This window comes from Streptomyces sp. NBC_01508 (assembly GCF_045040315.1).
GTDB lineage: Bacteria > Actinomycetota > Actinomycetes > Streptomycetales > Streptomycetaceae > Streptomyces.
Genome location: NZ_CP109419.1, coordinates 6,312,533 through 6,328,144, shown reverse-complemented (window position 1 = coordinate 6,328,144; position 15,612 = coordinate 6,312,533). Strand labels below are relative to the sequence as shown.

The 15,612-nt window shown below is 71.5% G+C and carries 11 protein-coding genes and 1 pseudogene; 2 read left to right on the top strand and 10 right to left on the bottom strand.

Annotation, left to right across the window (positions count from 1 at the left end):
* Positions 1 to 68: 68 nt before the first annotated feature.
* On the top strand, positions 69 to 2,030 hold the full coding sequence (locus OG700_RS29335) for a hypothetical protein (protein ID WP_405622060.1): 1,962 nt from the start codon (positions 69 to 71) through the stop codon (positions 2,028 to 2,030).
* Between the two features lie 21 nt (positions 2,031 to 2,051).
* Here the strand turns inward: OG700_RS29335 and OG700_RS29330 are convergent, their stop codons facing one another.
* Complete coding sequence (locus OG700_RS29330) at positions 2,052 to 2,513, bottom strand: hypothetical protein (protein WP_405618760.1); 462 nt, start codon at positions 2,511 to 2,513, stop codon at positions 2,052 to 2,054.
* A 52-nt stretch (positions 2,514 to 2,565) separates the two neighbouring features.
* On the opposite strand from OG700_RS29330, the gene OG700_RS29325 reads away from it, so the two are divergent.
* Complete coding sequence (locus OG700_RS29325; protein ID WP_405618758.1) at positions 2,566 to 3,315, top strand: TetR/AcrR family transcriptional regulator; 750 nt, start codon at positions 2,566 to 2,568, stop codon at positions 3,313 to 3,315.
* Positions 3,316 to 3,348: 33 nt separating this feature from the next.
* Here the strand turns inward: OG700_RS29325 and OG700_RS29320 are convergent, their stop codons facing one another.
* The 9 genes and pseudogenes from OG700_RS29320 to OG700_RS29280 all read right to left on the bottom strand — a co-directional run bounded on the left by OG700_RS29320 (position 3,349) and on the right by OG700_RS29280 (position 15,458).
* Entirely contained in the window at positions 3,349 to 4,080 is a 732-nt protein-coding gene (locus OG700_RS29320; protein ID WP_405618756.1) for a DUF4230 domain-containing protein, read from the bottom strand.
* Positions 4,081 to 4,188: 108 nt separating this feature from the next.
* The gene (locus OG700_RS29315; protein WP_405622058.1) at positions 4,189 to 6,225 is read right to left on the bottom strand and encodes an ATP-binding protein; all 2,037 of its coding nucleotides are present in this window, start codon (positions 6,223 to 6,225) and stop codon (positions 4,189 to 4,191) included.
* 127 nt (positions 6,226 to 6,352) lie between these two features.
* Positions 6,353 to 7,128, bottom strand: a pseudogene (locus OG700_RS29310) (alpha-1,6-glucosidase domain-containing protein).
* Between the two features lie 170 nt (positions 7,129 to 7,298).
* On the bottom strand, positions 7,299 to 9,005 hold the full coding sequence (locus OG700_RS29305; protein WP_405618754.1) for a carbohydrate-binding module family 20 domain-containing protein: 1,707 nt from the start codon (positions 9,003 to 9,005) through the stop codon (positions 7,299 to 7,301).
* 381 nt (positions 9,006 to 9,386) lie between these two features.
* Complete coding sequence (locus tag OG700_RS29300) at positions 9,387 to 10,445, bottom strand: LacI family DNA-binding transcriptional regulator (RefSeq protein WP_405618752.1); 1,059 nt, start codon at positions 10,443 to 10,445, stop codon at positions 9,387 to 9,389.
* Positions 10,430 to 12,121: a glycoside hydrolase family 13 protein gene (locus OG700_RS29295; RefSeq protein ID WP_405618750.1), complete on the bottom strand. Its 1,692-nt coding sequence runs from the start codon at positions 12,119 to 12,121 to the stop codon at positions 10,430 to 10,432. Before OG700_RS29295 ends, OG700_RS29300 begins: the two co-directional genes overlap by 16 nt.
* 139 nt (positions 12,122 to 12,260) lie before the next feature.
* Positions 12,261 to 13,139 carry a sugar ABC transporter permease gene (locus OG700_RS29290; protein WP_405618748.1) on the bottom strand — a complete coding sequence of 293 codons (879 nt, stop codon included), beginning with the start codon at positions 13,137 to 13,139 and terminating at the stop codon, positions 12,261 to 12,263.
* Positions 13,136 to 14,149 (bottom strand): carbohydrate ABC transporter permease, encoded by a 1,014-nt coding sequence (locus tag OG700_RS29285; RefSeq protein ID WP_405618746.1) that lies wholly within the window; start codon positions 14,147 to 14,149, stop codon positions 13,136 to 13,138. The genes OG700_RS29290 and OG700_RS29285 overlap by 4 nt, the downstream gene beginning before the upstream one ends.
* Before the next feature lie 34 nt (positions 14,150 to 14,183).
* Entirely contained in the window at positions 14,184 to 15,458 is a 1,275-nt protein-coding gene (locus OG700_RS29280) for an extracellular solute-binding protein (RefSeq protein WP_405618744.1), read from the bottom strand.
* Positions 15,459 to 15,612 lie beyond the last annotated feature (154 nt).

Below are 15,612 nucleotides of genomic sequence, written 5' to 3'. Positions count from 1 at the left end.
CCGGCGATTTGCGGACAACCCGCCTGGGACACAAGGGGGTTGGGTGACCATCCGACGAATCGCTCGTTCTGCTGAACGTGCCCCCACCCGACGCCGCCACGGCCTCCGCCGCCTCCGCCAGCCCGATTCCGCCCGCCCCCGCGCCCGCCCCCGTCGACGTGGAACAGGCCGAGGCCGCCCTCGTCGAGCACTACCAGCGGCTGGTGCGGCTCGCCTATCTCGTACTGCCGCCGGCCCTCGGCCGCAACCGCCGTGTGCTGACCGCGCACGCCGTCGTCCAGCGCTCCCTGCCGCGCAACCGCACGGCGGCGACCCCCGACGACGGCTACGCCTACGTACGCGGCCGGGTGCTGCGGCAGGCGCTCGACGCGGAGCGCCCGCTGCGCCGCGCGGCGTGGCCCCGGCGCGCCCAACTGCCGCCGCTGCTGCCGCACGTGTGGGGCCTGCGGCTGTTCCCGCGCTCGGGCGGCGCCGACGAACTGGCCCTCGACCAGCGCCTGTCGGCCCTCTCCGGCGGCGCCAGGGCCGCCTTCGTACTGAGGGGGCTGGAACGGCTGCCGGACACGGACGTACGCCGGCTGCTCACCGCCGCCGGGGTGGCCGACGCGCACGCGGCGCTCGCGGAGGCCGACGGCATCGGTACGCGGGGCGTGGCGCTGCTGGAGTCCCCCGAGTACGACCCGTGTTCGCTCCAGGCCCGCCCCACCGATCTGCTGCGCCGGCGCCAGCACGCCCGCGCGGCGGTCGCGGGAGCCGCCGCGCTCGCCGTCTGCGGCGCGCTGCTCGGGCTGCCCGGTGGCGGCTGGGGCGCGAACGGCGCCGCCGCACCCGCGTACGCGCGCAACTCGGCGGCGGAGGCGGCCCTGGACCCGGCGAAGGTGCTGCGCGTGCCCCAGAACGTCTGGCAGGCGTCCGCCCGTACCGACTTCTCCGTGTGGCCCACGCGCGGCGCGCTGGCCGCCGACCGGCCGCTGCTGCGCCGGGCGCTGGCGGTCTGGGCGCGGCCGGGCGCGTCGGTGCGGGTCTCGTCCACGCCGGCCACCCCCGTGGGGCCGCCGATGGGACCGGCGCAGTTGCTGTACGCGGGCGAGGTCGACCGGGCGCGGGTGGTGCTGCTGTACGACGGGCTGCGGATCGCCCGGTACGCGGAACCCCGGACCGGCACGGGCCCGGTGGCGCTGGACTTCGCCCGGGTCGACGGCGCGGCGGCCGACACCGCGCCCGGCGCGGCCCCGGCCACGTACGCACTGGTCGCCGGGCGCACGGACGGCAACGTGCGCTATCTGACGGCGCCCTGGGTGGCGGCGACGTCCGTACGCGATCTGCTCGACCCGGCCGGTGCCGCGCGGCCCCTGCGGCGCGGCGCGGACGGTGTGACGGACCCGCTGCCGACGCCGGGCACGGAGCGGACGTGCGGGGCGTGGGACGTGCTGGAGGTGGCGGAGGGCGGTAAGGGCGGCGCCGTACGGCTGCTGACCGACCTCGGCGAACTGACGCCCGCCCGGCTGACGTCGGGCCCGCCGTCGGCGCCCGCCGACGTGTCGGGCGGCGCGGCGCGCGCCGCCTGGGCGCGGACGGCGTGTCTGCTGCCCGCGGTGCGTTCGCACGGGGTGCGGACGGTCAACTCCTGGCAGTACGCGAACCAGCCCCTGCCCGAGTCCAACGGCGGCGCGCGGTGGGTGTGCACCCGCGCGGACACGTGGCGCGGCACGGAGAGCAGGGTGCTGGCGCAGTTCCAGGCGCCGGGGGCGAAGGGCGGGGCGCCGGGGGCGATCGCGGCGCGGGCGGAGAACACGGCGGCGTGCGGCCCGCGTGAGCCCCATGTGCTGGCGGGCGTGCTGTGGAAGTCGCGCGGCGGCCGGTGGTACGTACTGGCGGCCGGTGGCGGCGAGTTCCGCTCCGTACGTACGACGGGTGGCGTCACGGGCGACGCGGACGGCCGGCTGCTCGCGGTACCTGCGAAGCCCGGCGACCGGGCGGAACTCCACGGGCGGCTAACCGACGGCACACGGGTGGGCGCGCTGCGGTGACCGCCGGGGGCATCGCCACGGTCAGGGCAGGAGCAGCCAGTCGGTGGCCAGCGCCGCCGCGAGGCCGACGCCGAGCAGCCAGGTGGCGAGGCGGGTGCGGCCGTGTCTGCTGAGTTCGATGACGACGCCGCAGAGGATCATCGCGAGCCCGTAGAGGCCGACGACGAGGACGGAGGAGCGGTTGGCGAGCCGCACCGCCAACAGCGCGGCCATGGTGACCAGAAGGACCGAGGCGACCGCGACGCGGATTCGGCGGGCCTGGCGCGGGGTGAGGGCGCTGTCGTCGTGGTCGGTGTCCCCGGGGGCGGTGTCCCCCGGGTCGTCAGCGGCGAAGTCGGCGGCGGGGTCCGGGCCTGCCGCCGGCTCCGCCTCCCCCTCGGCCTCGGGCTTCGGCTTCGGCTTCGGGTCCCGCTTCGATTCCAGTTCCGATTCCGGCCTGGATTCCGGCGTTTCGGTGACCTCTTCCTGGTCAGGTGCGCTCATGGTCGGCGAGCGTAACGGACAGGCTTCGGCCACCGGCGGTTAGGCTGTTCATATGACGACCGGGGTGCGACGCAGAATGGGCGTCGAAGAGCGACGCCAGCAACTGATCGGTGTCGCGCTGGAACTGTTCAGCCACCGCTCGCCCGATCATGTCTCCATCGACGAGATCGCGGCGGCCGCCGGCATCTCCCGGCCGCTGGTATACCACTACTTCCCGGGCAAACAGTCTCTGTACGAGGCCGCGTTGCGGCGCGCCGCCGACGAACTGGCCGGCCGGTTCGTCGAACCGCGCGAGGGGCCGCTCGGCGCCCGGCTGCTGCGGGTCATGACGCGCTTCTTCGACTTCGTCGACGAGCACGGCCACGGCTTCTTCGCGTTGATGCGCGGCGGCCCCGCCGTGGGTTCGTCCACGGCCAACGCCATGATCGACGAGGTGCGGCAGGCCGCGTACGAGCAGATCCTGTCCCACCTCTCCATCCAGTCACCGCCGCCCCGGCTGGAACTGGTCGTGCGTTCCTGGGTGTCGCTCGCCGAGTCGACGGCGCTGCTGTGGCTGGACGGCCGCCGGATCCCGCGCGGTGACCTGGAGTTGCAGTTGGTGCACGACTTCGCGGCGCTGGCCGCGGTGAGCGCGGCGTACGACGACGAGATGGCGCGCATCCTGCTGCCGGTCCTCACCGACGAGCCGCCGGGCGGCCCGTTCGGCGATCTGGTGACCCGACTGACGGCCCTGGCGGCGACGCTGCCCGCACCCGTGACGGCATCGGTGACGGCATCGCTGCCGTCACCGCGCACGGCGTAGCCGCGCGCTGGACACACGGCGAGCGGGGTCCGGTCAGCCCGTCTCCCCGTAGACCACCGTCACTTCCTTGAAGCCGAGGGAGGTGAGCAGCCCTCGCAGCATGCTGGTGGTGTTCGTCTCGGCACGCTTGGTCAGTCCGCTGTCCTTGGCCGCGTCCTGGATGTGCTGGGCGGCGAGCTTGTTGACGGCGCGCTCGTCGGCCGGGTTGTCGGAGAAGAAGTCACCGAGCCGGTCGAGCAGCCCGCGCTGCTTGGAGACGGCGTACGACCGGTCGGCGTCCAGCGTGGCCTTGCCCAGTCGGGCGTGGGGCAGCCGCAGCGTTGCGGTGGTGCGGTCCTTGTTGACCCGCACGTTCTCGTCGCCGATCCCGCCGAGGTCCACGTACGACCCCACGCTGCCGGCGCCCACGTAGAGCGTGCGGCTTCCCTTGATGCTGTCGGGGAGGAGTTTGGCGTCCTTCTCCAGATCGACCACCACCTGGAAGTTCCCGGACGCCGCCTGGTAGCGGCTGAGATCCTGGATGGACTTGAGCAGGGTGGGTCCGGTGCGGTCCTGTGTCTCCTCACCGAAGACATCGTCGAATCCGGGCACGAGATCGAGGCGGCTGCCGATCCCGAGCAGCAGGACGAGCACCACGAGAGCGGCGGGCAGCTTGATCCACCAGGGCGCTCTCGACACACGCGCCCCTCGGGTACTGCCCCGGCTCGGTCCGGGTCCGGGTCCGGGTTCTGGATCCGGTTCTGGTTTCACGTCGGTGGACGTCATACCTACCGGGTTACCCGTCCGGCCGGGTTCACGCCATGGCGGGGCCGCAACAAGTCCCGGCAACTCCGGCGCATGGCAGCGGTGTTGGCGGGGACGGCCGCCCCAGCCTCAGGGCATCGGCCCGCGCAGCGCCCGCGCCAGATTCTTCACGCTGTCCTCCGACAGGCCCAGGCGGAACTCGCTCTCGTACGCCACGTCACCCGCCGCCTCGCGGGACTGACGTTCGCATTCCGTACGGACCGCCGCCAGTTCCGGGGTGCCGCGCTGGGGGTGGCCGACCATGTCCCAGAACGCCTGGCCGGTGCCGTAGAGGCGGGCCGCCCGTGCGCCTTCGCCCTGGGCGGCGACCGCCGCCGCCATCAGGTCGAGGCCGAGCGCGATACCGAAGCTGTCGCGCAGTTGGTGTTTGCCCGCGAGCATCGAACGGGCGTGGGTCTCCGCCGCGTGCGGGTCGCCGCTCAGGAGGTGGACCAGGGAGAGCTGGTAGTCGGCGTACGAGCGGGTCCAGCATTCGCCGCGTGCCGCGCACTCCGCCCGGAGGGTGGCGGCTTCCGCGCCCGCCTCGTCGAGCCGGCCGAGGCCGGTGAGGGCGAAGACGCGGACGAGGCGGCAGCGCAGCTCGGAGGGGTGGGAGAAGCCGTCGCCCCCGGCGGCGCGCAGCGCGCGGTCGGCCACCGCGTGGCCCGTCTGCGCGCCGCCGGTCATCAGCGAGGTGAGACCGAGGAGGTACGCCGCCGAGAGCGTGGACTCGGGGTCCTTGTCGTGCGAGGCGGCCGTGTCGCACTGTTCGCCGAGGCGGTGGGCGGCCTCGTAGTCGCCCTGGAGCATGGCGGTCAGCCCCAGCGCCCACAGGCTGCGGGTGCGGTCCGGTCCGGGCTCGTGGAAGGCGTCGAGGGTGCGCTCCAGGTAGATCCTGGCCTCGTGGAGGTGGCCGCAGCAGCTCCAGAAGAAGCCGACCCGGCCCGCCATCTCCTGGGCCGCCGCCGGGTCCGTGGCCAGCAGGTGGTCGAGGGCGGCGCACAGTTCGGAGTGGCTGTCGGCGATCCTGCCGTACCAGGCGACCTGGTCCCGGCCGAGCCACCCGGCGTGTGCCCCGCGCACGAGCGCGGCGAAGTGCGCGGCGTGGCGGTCGGCGAGCGCGCGCTCCTCGCCGAGTTCGGCCAGCCACAGGGCGCCGTACTCGCGCAGTGTGTCGAGCATCCGGTAGCGGGTGCCGTCCTGGCGGATCACGGATCGGTCCGCGAGTCCCGTGAGGGCGCGTGAGACGTCGTCGGCGGAGAGCGGGCCGCCCGCGCAGACGGCCCGCGCGTCGGCCTCCTCGATGTCGCCGCCGAACACGGCGAGCCTGGCCCACAGCAGCCGTTCCAGGGGCGCGCACAGTTCGTGGCTCCAGCCGATGGCGGTGCGCAGCGCGCGGTGCCGCCGGGGCCGGGCGGACTCGTCGGTGAGGACGTCGAGCCGGGAGGTGAGCCGTTCGGCGATCTCCTGGACGCTGTTCTCGCCGAGGCGCGCGCAGGCGAGTTCGAGGGCGAGCGGGATGCCTTCGAGGCGGCGGCAGATCTCCTGGGCCGCCGCCTCGGCCGCCGGTTCGTCGAGACAGATGCCGGGTACCGCCGTCGTGGCCCGCTCGCGGAACAGGGCGAGCGCCTGGCCCTTCTCGTCGTCGCCGGCCAGCGGCAGGGGTGGCACCTCGACGCGCTTCTCGCCCTGGGCGCCGAGCGGCTGTCTGCTGGTGGCGAGGACGGTGAGGCCGGGCGCGGCGCCGACGAGGTCGGCGACGAGCTGGGCGCAGGCGCCCACCAGCCGTTCGCAGCAGTCGAGTACGAGCAGCAGCCGCCGGTCGGCGAGCCATTCGCTGAGCGCTTCGACGGGCATCCGCAGGGTGTGGTCGGAGAGTCCGACCGCGTCGGAGACGGTCACGAGAAGGAGCCGGTCGTCGGCGAGCGGCGACAGGTCGACCCACCACACGCCGTCGGGGAACCGGTCGACGGCTCTGTCCGCCGCGCGCAGCGCGAGTCTGCTCTTGCCGACCCCGCCGGGGCCGGTGAGCGTCGTCAACCGGTGTGTCCGTAGCGCGCGTTCGACGGTGACCAGCTCGGTCGCGCGTCCTACGAAACTGGTCGTCTCTTCCGGAAGGTGTCCCACCACGCGGACAGTCTGGCCCAATTGAGGACCTGAACTGCCCGCCATGGTGAGAATCAGTCAGAAACGGACGGGATTGGCCACGCTGCCGACCCCGTCACCGAACCCGCCCCCCTCGTGTCCCCTTCGGTCACCCGCCCGCCCGGAAGACCGCGACCGTCCGCGCCGGCACCGCGAAGGTGCCCGAACTCGCCTCGTACGACACCTTCTTGACGGTCGCGTCCGAGCCCGCCGCCTGCACCGGGTGCAGGCCGTACGCCCGGTCGGCGAGCGCGGTGACCCGCTGCCGCGCGCTGTCCGGCGTGGCGTTGAAGACCACCACCAGTTCGCCGAGGCGCATCGTGATGACGCCCGGCGTCTCGTCGGGTCCGGACAGCGGGAAGGAGAGCGTGGACGGGAACGCGTCGGCGTCGACCCGGCCGACGCCCTCGCGGTCGTCGAAGGGGCGGCCGTCCTTGTCGAGGTACGGATAGGCGCCCTTGGGGCGGTAGTCGTACTTCTTCTCCGCGTAGTCGACGGTGTCGGCCGTGTGGTTGGTGATGACGTCGAAGAACACCTTCATGCCCTTGGCGTGGGCCTTGTCGATCAGCCTCTCCAGTTCGGCGTTGGTGCCGAGGCCCTTGATGTAGTCGAGCCGATCGGTGATCCCCTTGACGTCGCCGCCCTGGTAGAAGCCCTTGTCGGCGGGGTCGAAACCGGTCCGCGTACGCGAACCGGTCAGCCCGCCCCGGTCGTTGGACCGGTCGCCGTTGGCGAAGCGGTCGGGCAGCACGAAGTAGAACTGATCGCGGGTCAGATCGTGCCGGGCGGGTTCGGCGGCGAGCCGGGCGTCCGACGGCGGGGCCGGGCGCGGGCGGCGGCGGCCGGCAGCGCGGGCACCAGGGCCGCGCACAGGGCCGGGGCCACGACGGCGACGGCCGCGGTGCGCGGGAGCGCGGGCAGGGGCGGGCGTTTCACGCGGGGATCTCCTCGGGGTGTACGGGAAGAGGCCGGCCCGGCGACGGCGCGGGGAGGGGCGGGGGGTGCGCGTCGCCGGGGCGGCCGGATGGTGCGGGGGGTGCGGGGGGTGCGGTGGATCAGTTGCGCCAGGTGTCGTTCAACGTCAGCCCGCCCCCGGTGGAGTTGGGCACGGTGGCCGTACGGTTGGCGCCGCTCTCCCACGTCACCGCGCCGGCCGCGTCCTTGCGGAGGTACTTGTAGGCGAAGGACGTACCGGCGGGCAGCGGCACGTCGAGCTTCCACACCGGGTAGGCGGCCGGGTCGAGCTTGAGCGCGCTCCCGGTGTTCCAGTTGCCGAGTTCGGCGCGGTCGCCGGTGACGTAGATGTTCTGGCCGGGCTGCGTCGTGGCGTTGACGCCGAACGTCACTGTCGACTGGCCGGGCTGCGGATTGCCGCCGCCCCCGCCGCAGGTGCGGGCCCCGGCGTGCAGGGCGACCGCCGTGTTGGCGCCGAGCGCCGCGGTGAACTGGCCCGAGCCGTTCACGGTGACACCGTTGCCGCTCTGCACGTCACAGTAGTCACCTGCGGGCAGCGACGTCTGGAAGGTGCGGCTGAGCGCGGAGCCGGTGTAGTTGATGGCGACGTACGCCTTGGAGCCGCGCCCGAAGGCGATCTGGTCGCCGCCGTTGTCCCACCAGTCGGTGACGGCCTGGCCGCGCGCCGCGTTGCGGAAGCCGACCATGGAGGAGATCTCGCGCCAGTCGTGCTGGCACTTCCAGCCGTCCGCGTAACAGGCGTTCACGGTGCCGCCGTTGGGCGGTCCGGCGTCGTGGTCGCCGAACTCGTAGCCGGAGTGCACGTCGGGCGAGCCGTACGGATGGGCCAGCATGAAGACATTGGCCAGCGTGTAGGCGGCGCCGGCCTTGTAGTTGAGGGTGTCGCCGCCGCGCTCGGTGTCGTGGTTGTCCACGAAGACGGCGGACCTGCCGCTCTCCATGAAGCCCCAGCCCTCGCCGAAGTTCTTCAGATTGGCCAGGTTCTCGCCGGTGAAGACCTGCTTGAGGCTCCGGCCGTAGCGGAATTCCTGTACGTCTCCGGTGCCCAGGTACTCGGCCGGCGACACGGCCTCGCCGCCGCCGTAGATGGCTTCCTGCTTCCAGTACACGCCCGGATCGCTCAGCCTGGACTTGATGTTGGCGAGGTCGCCGGCCGGCATGTGTTTGGCGGCGTCGATCCGGAAGCCGTCCACGCCGAGCGAGAGCAGGTCGTTGAGGTAGGCGGCTATTCGGCCGCGTACGTACTCCTCGCCGGTGTCGAGGTCGGCGAGGCCGACGAGTTCGCAGTTCTGGACGTTGCCGCGGTCGCCGTAGTTGTTGATCTGCGAGCGGCAGTCGTCCAGGTCGGCGCCCGAATAGATGCCGGGGTACTCGTACTTGGTGTACGAGGTGCCGCCGGTACCGGTGCCCGATCCGGCCGACATGTGGTTGATGACGGCGTCGGCGACGACCTTCACCCCGGCGGCGTGGCAGGTGTTGACCATGTTCTGGAAGGCGGCGCGGTCGCCGAGCCGGCCGGCGATCTTGTAGCTGACGGGCTGGTACGAGGTCCACCACTGGCCGCCCTGGATGTGCTCCTGGGGCGGGGAGACCTGGACGTAGCCGTATCCGTCGGGGCCGAGGCTGTCGGTACAGGCCTTGGCCACCGAGTCGAACCGCCACTCGAACAGGACGGCGGTGACGTCCTTCTCTCCGGGGGGCGCCGCCTGTGCGGGGCTTCCGGGCGCGACGAGAGCCGCCGCGCCTGCCACAAGGGCGAGCGCGAGGGCGGGAGCTCTGCGGGCCATATTTCCTCCTGCGTGGGGGGAGGTGCGGGTGACGGGAGAGAGACCTCGCATGGCAACGCGCCCTGCCCTCAAGGCTCTTCAAGACTCCTGAATGTTCTTGCTGCAAGAAAGCAAATACTTGCCGCGGAGCAGACCGTACGAGGCCCGTCGGTCCCGGTCAACCCTCTGGACACCACTGGGTAACACCGGGGAAATATCGGCATCGATGATGTGCAAGACCTTCCGCAAGAGATTGCGGCGAGGTACGTTCATCGCGACTCCGGTCCGGTCGGACGGGAGGTCCCGGCAACGCCGGACCCCACGCGCCCGCCGGCCGGACCGGTCACGCACGGGGAGGTTTCGTCCTCGGGGGAGGTTTCGGCCCTGAGCGCCGGACGGGGCTCACTGACAACCCGCCGTCGACCCCCGTACCACCAGCTCCGGCTGGAACACATACTCCGTACGCTGCACGGGACTTCCCCCGATCTCCTCCAGCAGCGCGCTCACCGCCGCGCCCGCCATCGCCTGCACCGGCTGGCGGACCGTCGTCAGCGGCGGGTCGGTGAAGGCGATCAGCTGCGAGTCGTCGAAGCCCACCACCGACACGTCGTACGGGACCCGCAGCCCGCGCTCACGGGCCGCTCGCACCACACCCAGCGCCATCATGTCGCTGCCGCAGACGATGCCCGTGCAGCCCCGGTCGATCAGCGCGCCCGCCGCCACCTGGCCGCCCTCCACGCTGAACAGCGTGTAGCACACCTGCTCCCCGGCCTCCTCGCGCGAGAGCCCCAGCGAGGCGACCAGGGCATCGACGAAGCCCTCGCGCTTGCGCGCCGATGGCACGTAGCGCAGCGGTCCCGTCGCCAGGCCGATCCGGCGGTGCCCCAGGTCGGCGAGGTGCCCGACGGCGATGCGCATGGCCGCGCGGTCGTCCAGGGACACGAACGGCGCGCTGACGCGGTCGTTGTAGCCGTTGATCATGACGAACGGCACACCCCGGTCGATCAGCGCGGCGTAGCGCGACGGATCCGCCGCCGTGTCCGCGTGCAGCCCCGACAGGAAGACGATGCCGCCGACGCCGCGCTCCACCAACTGCTCGACCAGCTCGTCCTCCGTTGCCCCGCCCGGCAGTTGGGTGCACAGGACCGGGGTGTAGCCGTGCCCGGCCAGCATCTGCTCGACGGCCTGGGCGAACGCCGGGAAGATCGGGTTGATCAGCTCCGGGGTCACCAGACCGATCAGCCCGGCGCTGCGCTGCCGCAGCCGTACGGGACGCTCGTACCCGAGGATGTCGAGCGCGGCGAGGACCCGTTGGCGGGTGCTGTCCGCGACGCCGGGCTTGCCGTTGAGCACGCGGCTCACCGTCGCCTCGCTGACCGATGCCTGTCCCGCGATGTCCGAGAGCCGTGGCGTGCCGGCGCCGGTCGCCCTGGGGAGGGGCAGCGTCACACCGTCCACCACACCGTCGTGTCGGCGGGCAGTTCGGCCTCGGAGCCCTCATCGGACTCGGTGAAGGGACCGCTCGCCAGCAGCACCCGGCCGCGCACCGGGATCCGGACCGGCGCGCCGGTCGTGTTGACGGTGCAGAGGAAGCCGGGGCGAGCGAAGACGAGCACACCGCCGGGGGCGTCCTGCCAGTCGACGGACCCCCCGGCGCCGAGCCCGGGGTGCGTCCGCCGGGCGGCGATGGCCGCGCGGTACAGCTCCAGGGTGGAGCCCGCCACGCCGGTCTGCGCCTCGACGCTCAGCGCGCCCCAGCCGGCCGGCTGCGGGAGCCAGCTGCCGCCGGTGCCGAAGCCGTACGACGATCCTTCGCGGGTCCACGGGATCGGCACCCGGCAGCCGTCGCGGAAGCCGTCCTGGCCGGCCGCGCGGAAGTACGAGGGGTCCTGCCTGGCCTCGTCCGGGAGGTCGGTGACGTCGGGCAGCCCCAGCTCCTCGCCCTGGTAGAGGTAGGCGGAGCCGGGCAGGGCGAGCATCAGCAGCGTCGCCGCGCGGGCCCGGCGCAGGCCCCGTTCGCGGTCGCCCGCCTCCCGGAGCTGGGTGCCGAGGAAGGTGGGATGGGCGAAGCGGGTGGTGTGCCGGGTGACGTCGTGGTTGGAGAGCACCCAGGTGGTGGGGGCGCCGACGGGGCGCATCGCGGCGAGCGAGGTGTCGATGACGTCGCGGAGCGCGGCGGCGTCCCAGAAGGTGCTCAGATACTGGAAGTTGAACGCCTGGTGCATCTCGTCGGGGCGCACGTAGTTCGCGGTGCGCTCGACGGTGGGTGTCCACGCCTCGGCGACGGCGATCCGGTCGCCGGGGTACTCGTCGAGGATGGTGCGCCAGCTGCGGTAGATCTCGTGCACGCCGTCCTGGTCGAAGAACGGCATGACGTCATTGCCCAGCAGCTTGAGCTGACTGTCGCCGCCGGCGGCGCCGATGTCGGGCAGCCCGGCGGCCTTGACGAGTCCGTGGGCGACGTCGACGCGGAAGCCGTCGACGCCCATGTCGAGCCAGAAGCGCAGGATGGAGCGGAACTCGTCGGCGACGGCCGGGTGGTCCCAGTTGAAGTCGGGCTGCTCGGGCGCGAAGAGGTGCAGATACCACTCGCCGGGGGTGCCGTCCGGGTCGGTGGTCCTGGTCCAGGCGGGGCCGCCGAAGATGGACTCCCAGTCGTTGGGCGGGAGTTCGCCGTCGGTGCCCTTGCCGGGCCGGAAGTGGTAGCGCTCGCGCAGCGCCGAGCCGGGGCCGTCCTGGATGGCGCGGCGGAACCAGTCGTACTGGTCGGACGAGTGGTTGGGCACCACGTCGACGATGACGCGCAGGTCCAGCTCGTGCGCGTCGCGGATCAGCGCGTCCGCGTCGAGGAGCGAGCCGAACATGGGGTCGATGGCGCGGTAGTCGGCGACGTCGTAGCCGGCGTCGGCCTGCGGCGAGGCGTAGAACGGGCTGAGCCAGACGGCGTCGACACCCAGCGCGCGCAGGTACGGCAGCCGGCTCCGTACGCCTTCGAGATCGCCCATGCCGTCGCCGTTGGAGTCGGCGAAGCTGCGCGGATAGACCTGGTAGATCACCGCGTCCTGCCACCAGCCGGAGCGGTGGGCCGGGGCGTCGTCGGACGTGCCGGTGAAGGGGGCAGCGAGGTGCTGGGTCATGTCGTCCCTGGGGGGTCTGGGTGGGAGCGGCGCCGGGGTCCCGGTGGGGCCACGCGGCGCCGCTGTCACTGTCGCTGTCGTATCGGGTGGTGCGGGGTGGTGCGGGTGTACGGGTGGTGCGGCTGGGGCAGAGGCGCCGTCAGCCCTTGACGGCGCCCGCGGAGACACCGGTCACCAGATGGCGCTGCGCGAACAGGAAGACGATCGCCGCGGGTATCGCGATGAGCACGGACGCCGCTGTCATCGGACCCCATTGGGCGCCGTACTGGTTGACGAACTTCTGCAAACCGCCCGCGAGGGTGAGGTTCTCGTCGCCGACCATGAACGCGGAGGCGTACGCCACCTCACCCCAGGCGGTGACGAAGGAGTAGAACGCGGTCACCGCGAGACCCGGTTTGGCGAGCGGCAGGATCAGCCGCCAGAAGGTGCCGAACGGCGTCAGCCCGTCGACCATGCCCGACTCGTCGATCTCGCGCGGGATGGTGTCGAAGAAGCCCTTCATCATCCAGGCGCAGAACGGCACGGCGATCGTGAGGTACGTGATGACCAGCCCGGCGGCCTGGTTGAGCAGGCCGAGGCTCGACATGATGTTGTACAGCGGCACGATGAGGACCGCCATCGGGAACATCTGCGTGATCAGCAGGGTCCACATCAGGCCGCGCTTGCCGGGGAAGCGGAAGCGGCTGACGGCGTAGCCGGTGGTGGCGGCGGTGAACACGCCGAGCACGGTGGTGAGTCCGGCGATGAGCAGCGAGTTGCCGAACCAGGTGAGGAACGGCGTGTCGGCCAGGAGCTTGGTGTAGTTCTCGAACGTCGTTTCCTTGAAGAAGTCCGTCGTCGTCGCGTACGCGGCGGGCTTCAGCGACGTCAGCAGGACCCACAGCACGGGGAAGACGGCGATGACGGACGCCACGATCAGGGTGGCGTGCAGGCCGGCGGACGCGGCCCGGGAGCGGTCGCCGCGGCGCCGTACCTTCGCGGTCGGCGGGTTCGTCTGCGTACCGGTCACGGCGGTCACCAGGTATCTCCCTGCTTGCGGAGGACTCGTTGGTAGACCACGGCGAAGATCATCAGGAGTACGAGGATGAGCACGCCCCAGGTGGACGACTGTGCGAAGTCGCGTGGGCTGATCTCGAACGAGAACTTGTACGCCTGGGTCACCAGGATCTGGGTGGCCTCCCCTGGACCGCCTCTGGTCAGCAGGAAGATCACCGGGAACATGTTGAACGTCCAGATGGTGCTGAGCAGGATCACCGTCGTACTGACGGACCGCAGGCCCGGCATGGTGATGTGGCGGAACCGCTGCCAGGGGCTCGCGCCGTCCATCTCGGCGGCCTCGTACATCTCGCCCGGTATGGACTGGAGTCCGCCGAGCAGGGCCACGAGCATGAAGGGCACCCCGAGCCAGATGTTCACGGCGATGACCGAGAACTTGGCCCAGGTGGGGTCGTTGAGCCACGGCACGGCGTCGATGCCGCCGCCGGCGAGCAGCTTGTTGAGGAAGCCGCGGTCCTCGTTGTAGAGGAAGCGCCAGGCGAAGACGGACACGAAGCCGGGGACGGCCCACGGCAGGATGAGCATCATCCGGTAGGCGGAGCGGCCCGCGATCCGCCGATTCAGCATGTTCGCCAGGCCGAGGCCGAGGGCGAAGGTGAGGCCGACGCAGGAGACCGTCCACACCAGCGTCCAGCCGAGCGTGGACAGGAACTGATCGCCCGTCAGGGCGTCGGCGTAGTTGTCGAGGCCGACGAACTCGTAGGTGGCGGGCAGGTGGTTGACGCCGATGTTCCGCTCGACGTTGCGCTCGTTGGCGTCGGTCAGCGACAGATAGACGCCGCGGACGAGCGGGTATCCGACGATCACGCCGATCACGGCCACCACGGGGGCGACCATGGCCCAGGCGTACCAGTGGACCGAGAGCGAACGCCGCAGCCCGCCGGGGGGTTTGCCAGTGCCGCGGCTCCGGCCGCGGGCGACATCCGAGTCACCCGCGGCCTTCACCGCCGACTGGCCGGTGTGGACAGCCATCAGCCGGCCTGCCTTCCTTCCTCTCGCCGAAGTCTTACTTCCAGCCCTTGAGCAGCTTGCGGTAGGAGTCGCCGGTCGCCTTGACGCCCTTCTCGGGGGTCGTCTGACCGGTGAGGACCTTGGTGTACTCGGTCACCAGCGGCGCGAACAGGCTGCCGGTCTCCGGGATCCAGGGGCGCTCGATGGCCTTGTCCACGACCGGCTTGAAGAAGCCGACGATCTCGTTGCTCGCGACCTCGGGCCGGGAGTAGACGGACGTACGGGTCGGCAGCAGGTTCAGTTCGGTGGTGACCTTCGCCTGGGACTCGGCGGAGGACATGTACTCGACGAACGCGTAGGAGGCGTCGAGGTTCTTGGAGCCCGCGTAGACGGCGAGGTTGTGGCCGCCCTGCGGGGCGCCCTGGCCGGCCGATCCGGCGGGGACCGGGGCGACGCCCAGGTTGGCCTTGTCCTTGAACTGCGGTCCGGCGTAGGTGTCGGCGATCGCCCACGGGCCGTTGATCATCATGGCCACGTCGCCGCCCTTGAAGGCGGCCTGCATGTTCTCCCAGCCGTCGGTGGCGTCGGTCTTGGCGGCGCCGGAGTCGACCAGGTCCTTGACGACCTCCATGGCCTTGACGCCGGCCGGGCTGTCGACGGTGACGGTCTTGCCCTGGGCGTCGACCAGGTCGCCGCCCTCGCCGTAGAGGAACGACAGGAACCAGTACGCGTCGTCGCCGCGCAGATACATGCCGGTCTTGCCTGTCTTGTCCTTGATGGTCTTCGAGACGGTCTTCAACTCGTCGATGGTCTTGGGGACTTCGACCCCGGCGTCCTTGAAGAGCTTCTTGTTGTAGAAGATGCCGAGGGAGTCGATGACCTGCGGGACGGCGTACGTCTTGCCGTCGTACTTGGTGGAGGCGGCGGCCTGCGGGACGAAGTCCTTCTCGTCCTTCAGCGCGGCGGTGCCGTCCAGCGGGGCGAGGTAGCCGAGGTCGGCGAACTCGGGCGTCCAGGCGACCTCGGAGCGAATCACGTCGGGGGCGCCGGAGTTGGACTGCGCGGCGTTCTTGAACTTGTTCTGCGCCTCGCCGAACGGCACGTTGACGTACTTGACGTCGACGCCCTTGTGCTTGGCCTCGAAGTCCTCGGCGAGCTTCTTGAAGACCTTGTCCTCACTGCCCACGGTGGAGGTGTCCCACCAGGTGACGGTTCCCGTCAGCTCTCCCGAGCCCGACTTGCCGCCGGTGGACTCCTCGTCGCCGCCACAGGCGGTCGCCGCGAGCGCCAGGGTCGCGACCAGGGCGGTGGCCGTTATGCCACGTCGCATCTGAACTCCTTCAACTGCCGTACCGCTCCGTCGCGGCGCCGGGTCGACGTGAAGGTAACAAGGATGAAAGAAGGCCGAAAGAGCTTGCGGAATATTTCTGCAAGCATCTGTGATCGTTACATTCACGTGTCCTCACAGTTGCCGCAAGGGCTCT

Coding starts and splice junctions, on each gene's coding strand:
- OG700_RS29330 (WP_405618760.1), bottom strand. CDS start 2,513: ATGAGCGCACCTGACCAGGAAGAGGTCACCGAAACGCCGGAATCCAGG.
- OG700_RS29325 (WP_405618758.1), top strand. CDS start 2,566: ATGACGACCGGGGTGCGACGCAGAATGGGCGTCGAAGAGCGACGCCAG.
- OG700_RS29320 (WP_405618756.1), bottom strand. CDS start 4,080: ATGACGTCCACCGACGTGAAACCAGAACCGGATCCAGAACCCGGACCC.
- OG700_RS29305 (WP_405618754.1), bottom strand. CDS start 9,005: ATGGCCCGCAGAGCTCCCGCCCTCGCGCTCGCCCTTGTGGCAGGCGCG.
- OG700_RS29295 (WP_405618750.1), bottom strand. CDS start 12,121: ATGACCCAGCACCTCGCTGCCCCCTTCACCGGCACGTCCGACGACGCC.
- OG700_RS29285 (WP_405618746.1), bottom strand. CDS start 14,149: ATGGCTGTCCACACCGGCCAGTCGGCGGTGAAGGCCGCGGGTGACTCG.
- OG700_RS29280 (WP_405618744.1), bottom strand. CDS start 15,458: ATGCGACGTGGCATAACGGCCACCGCCCTGGTCGCGACCCTGGCGCTC.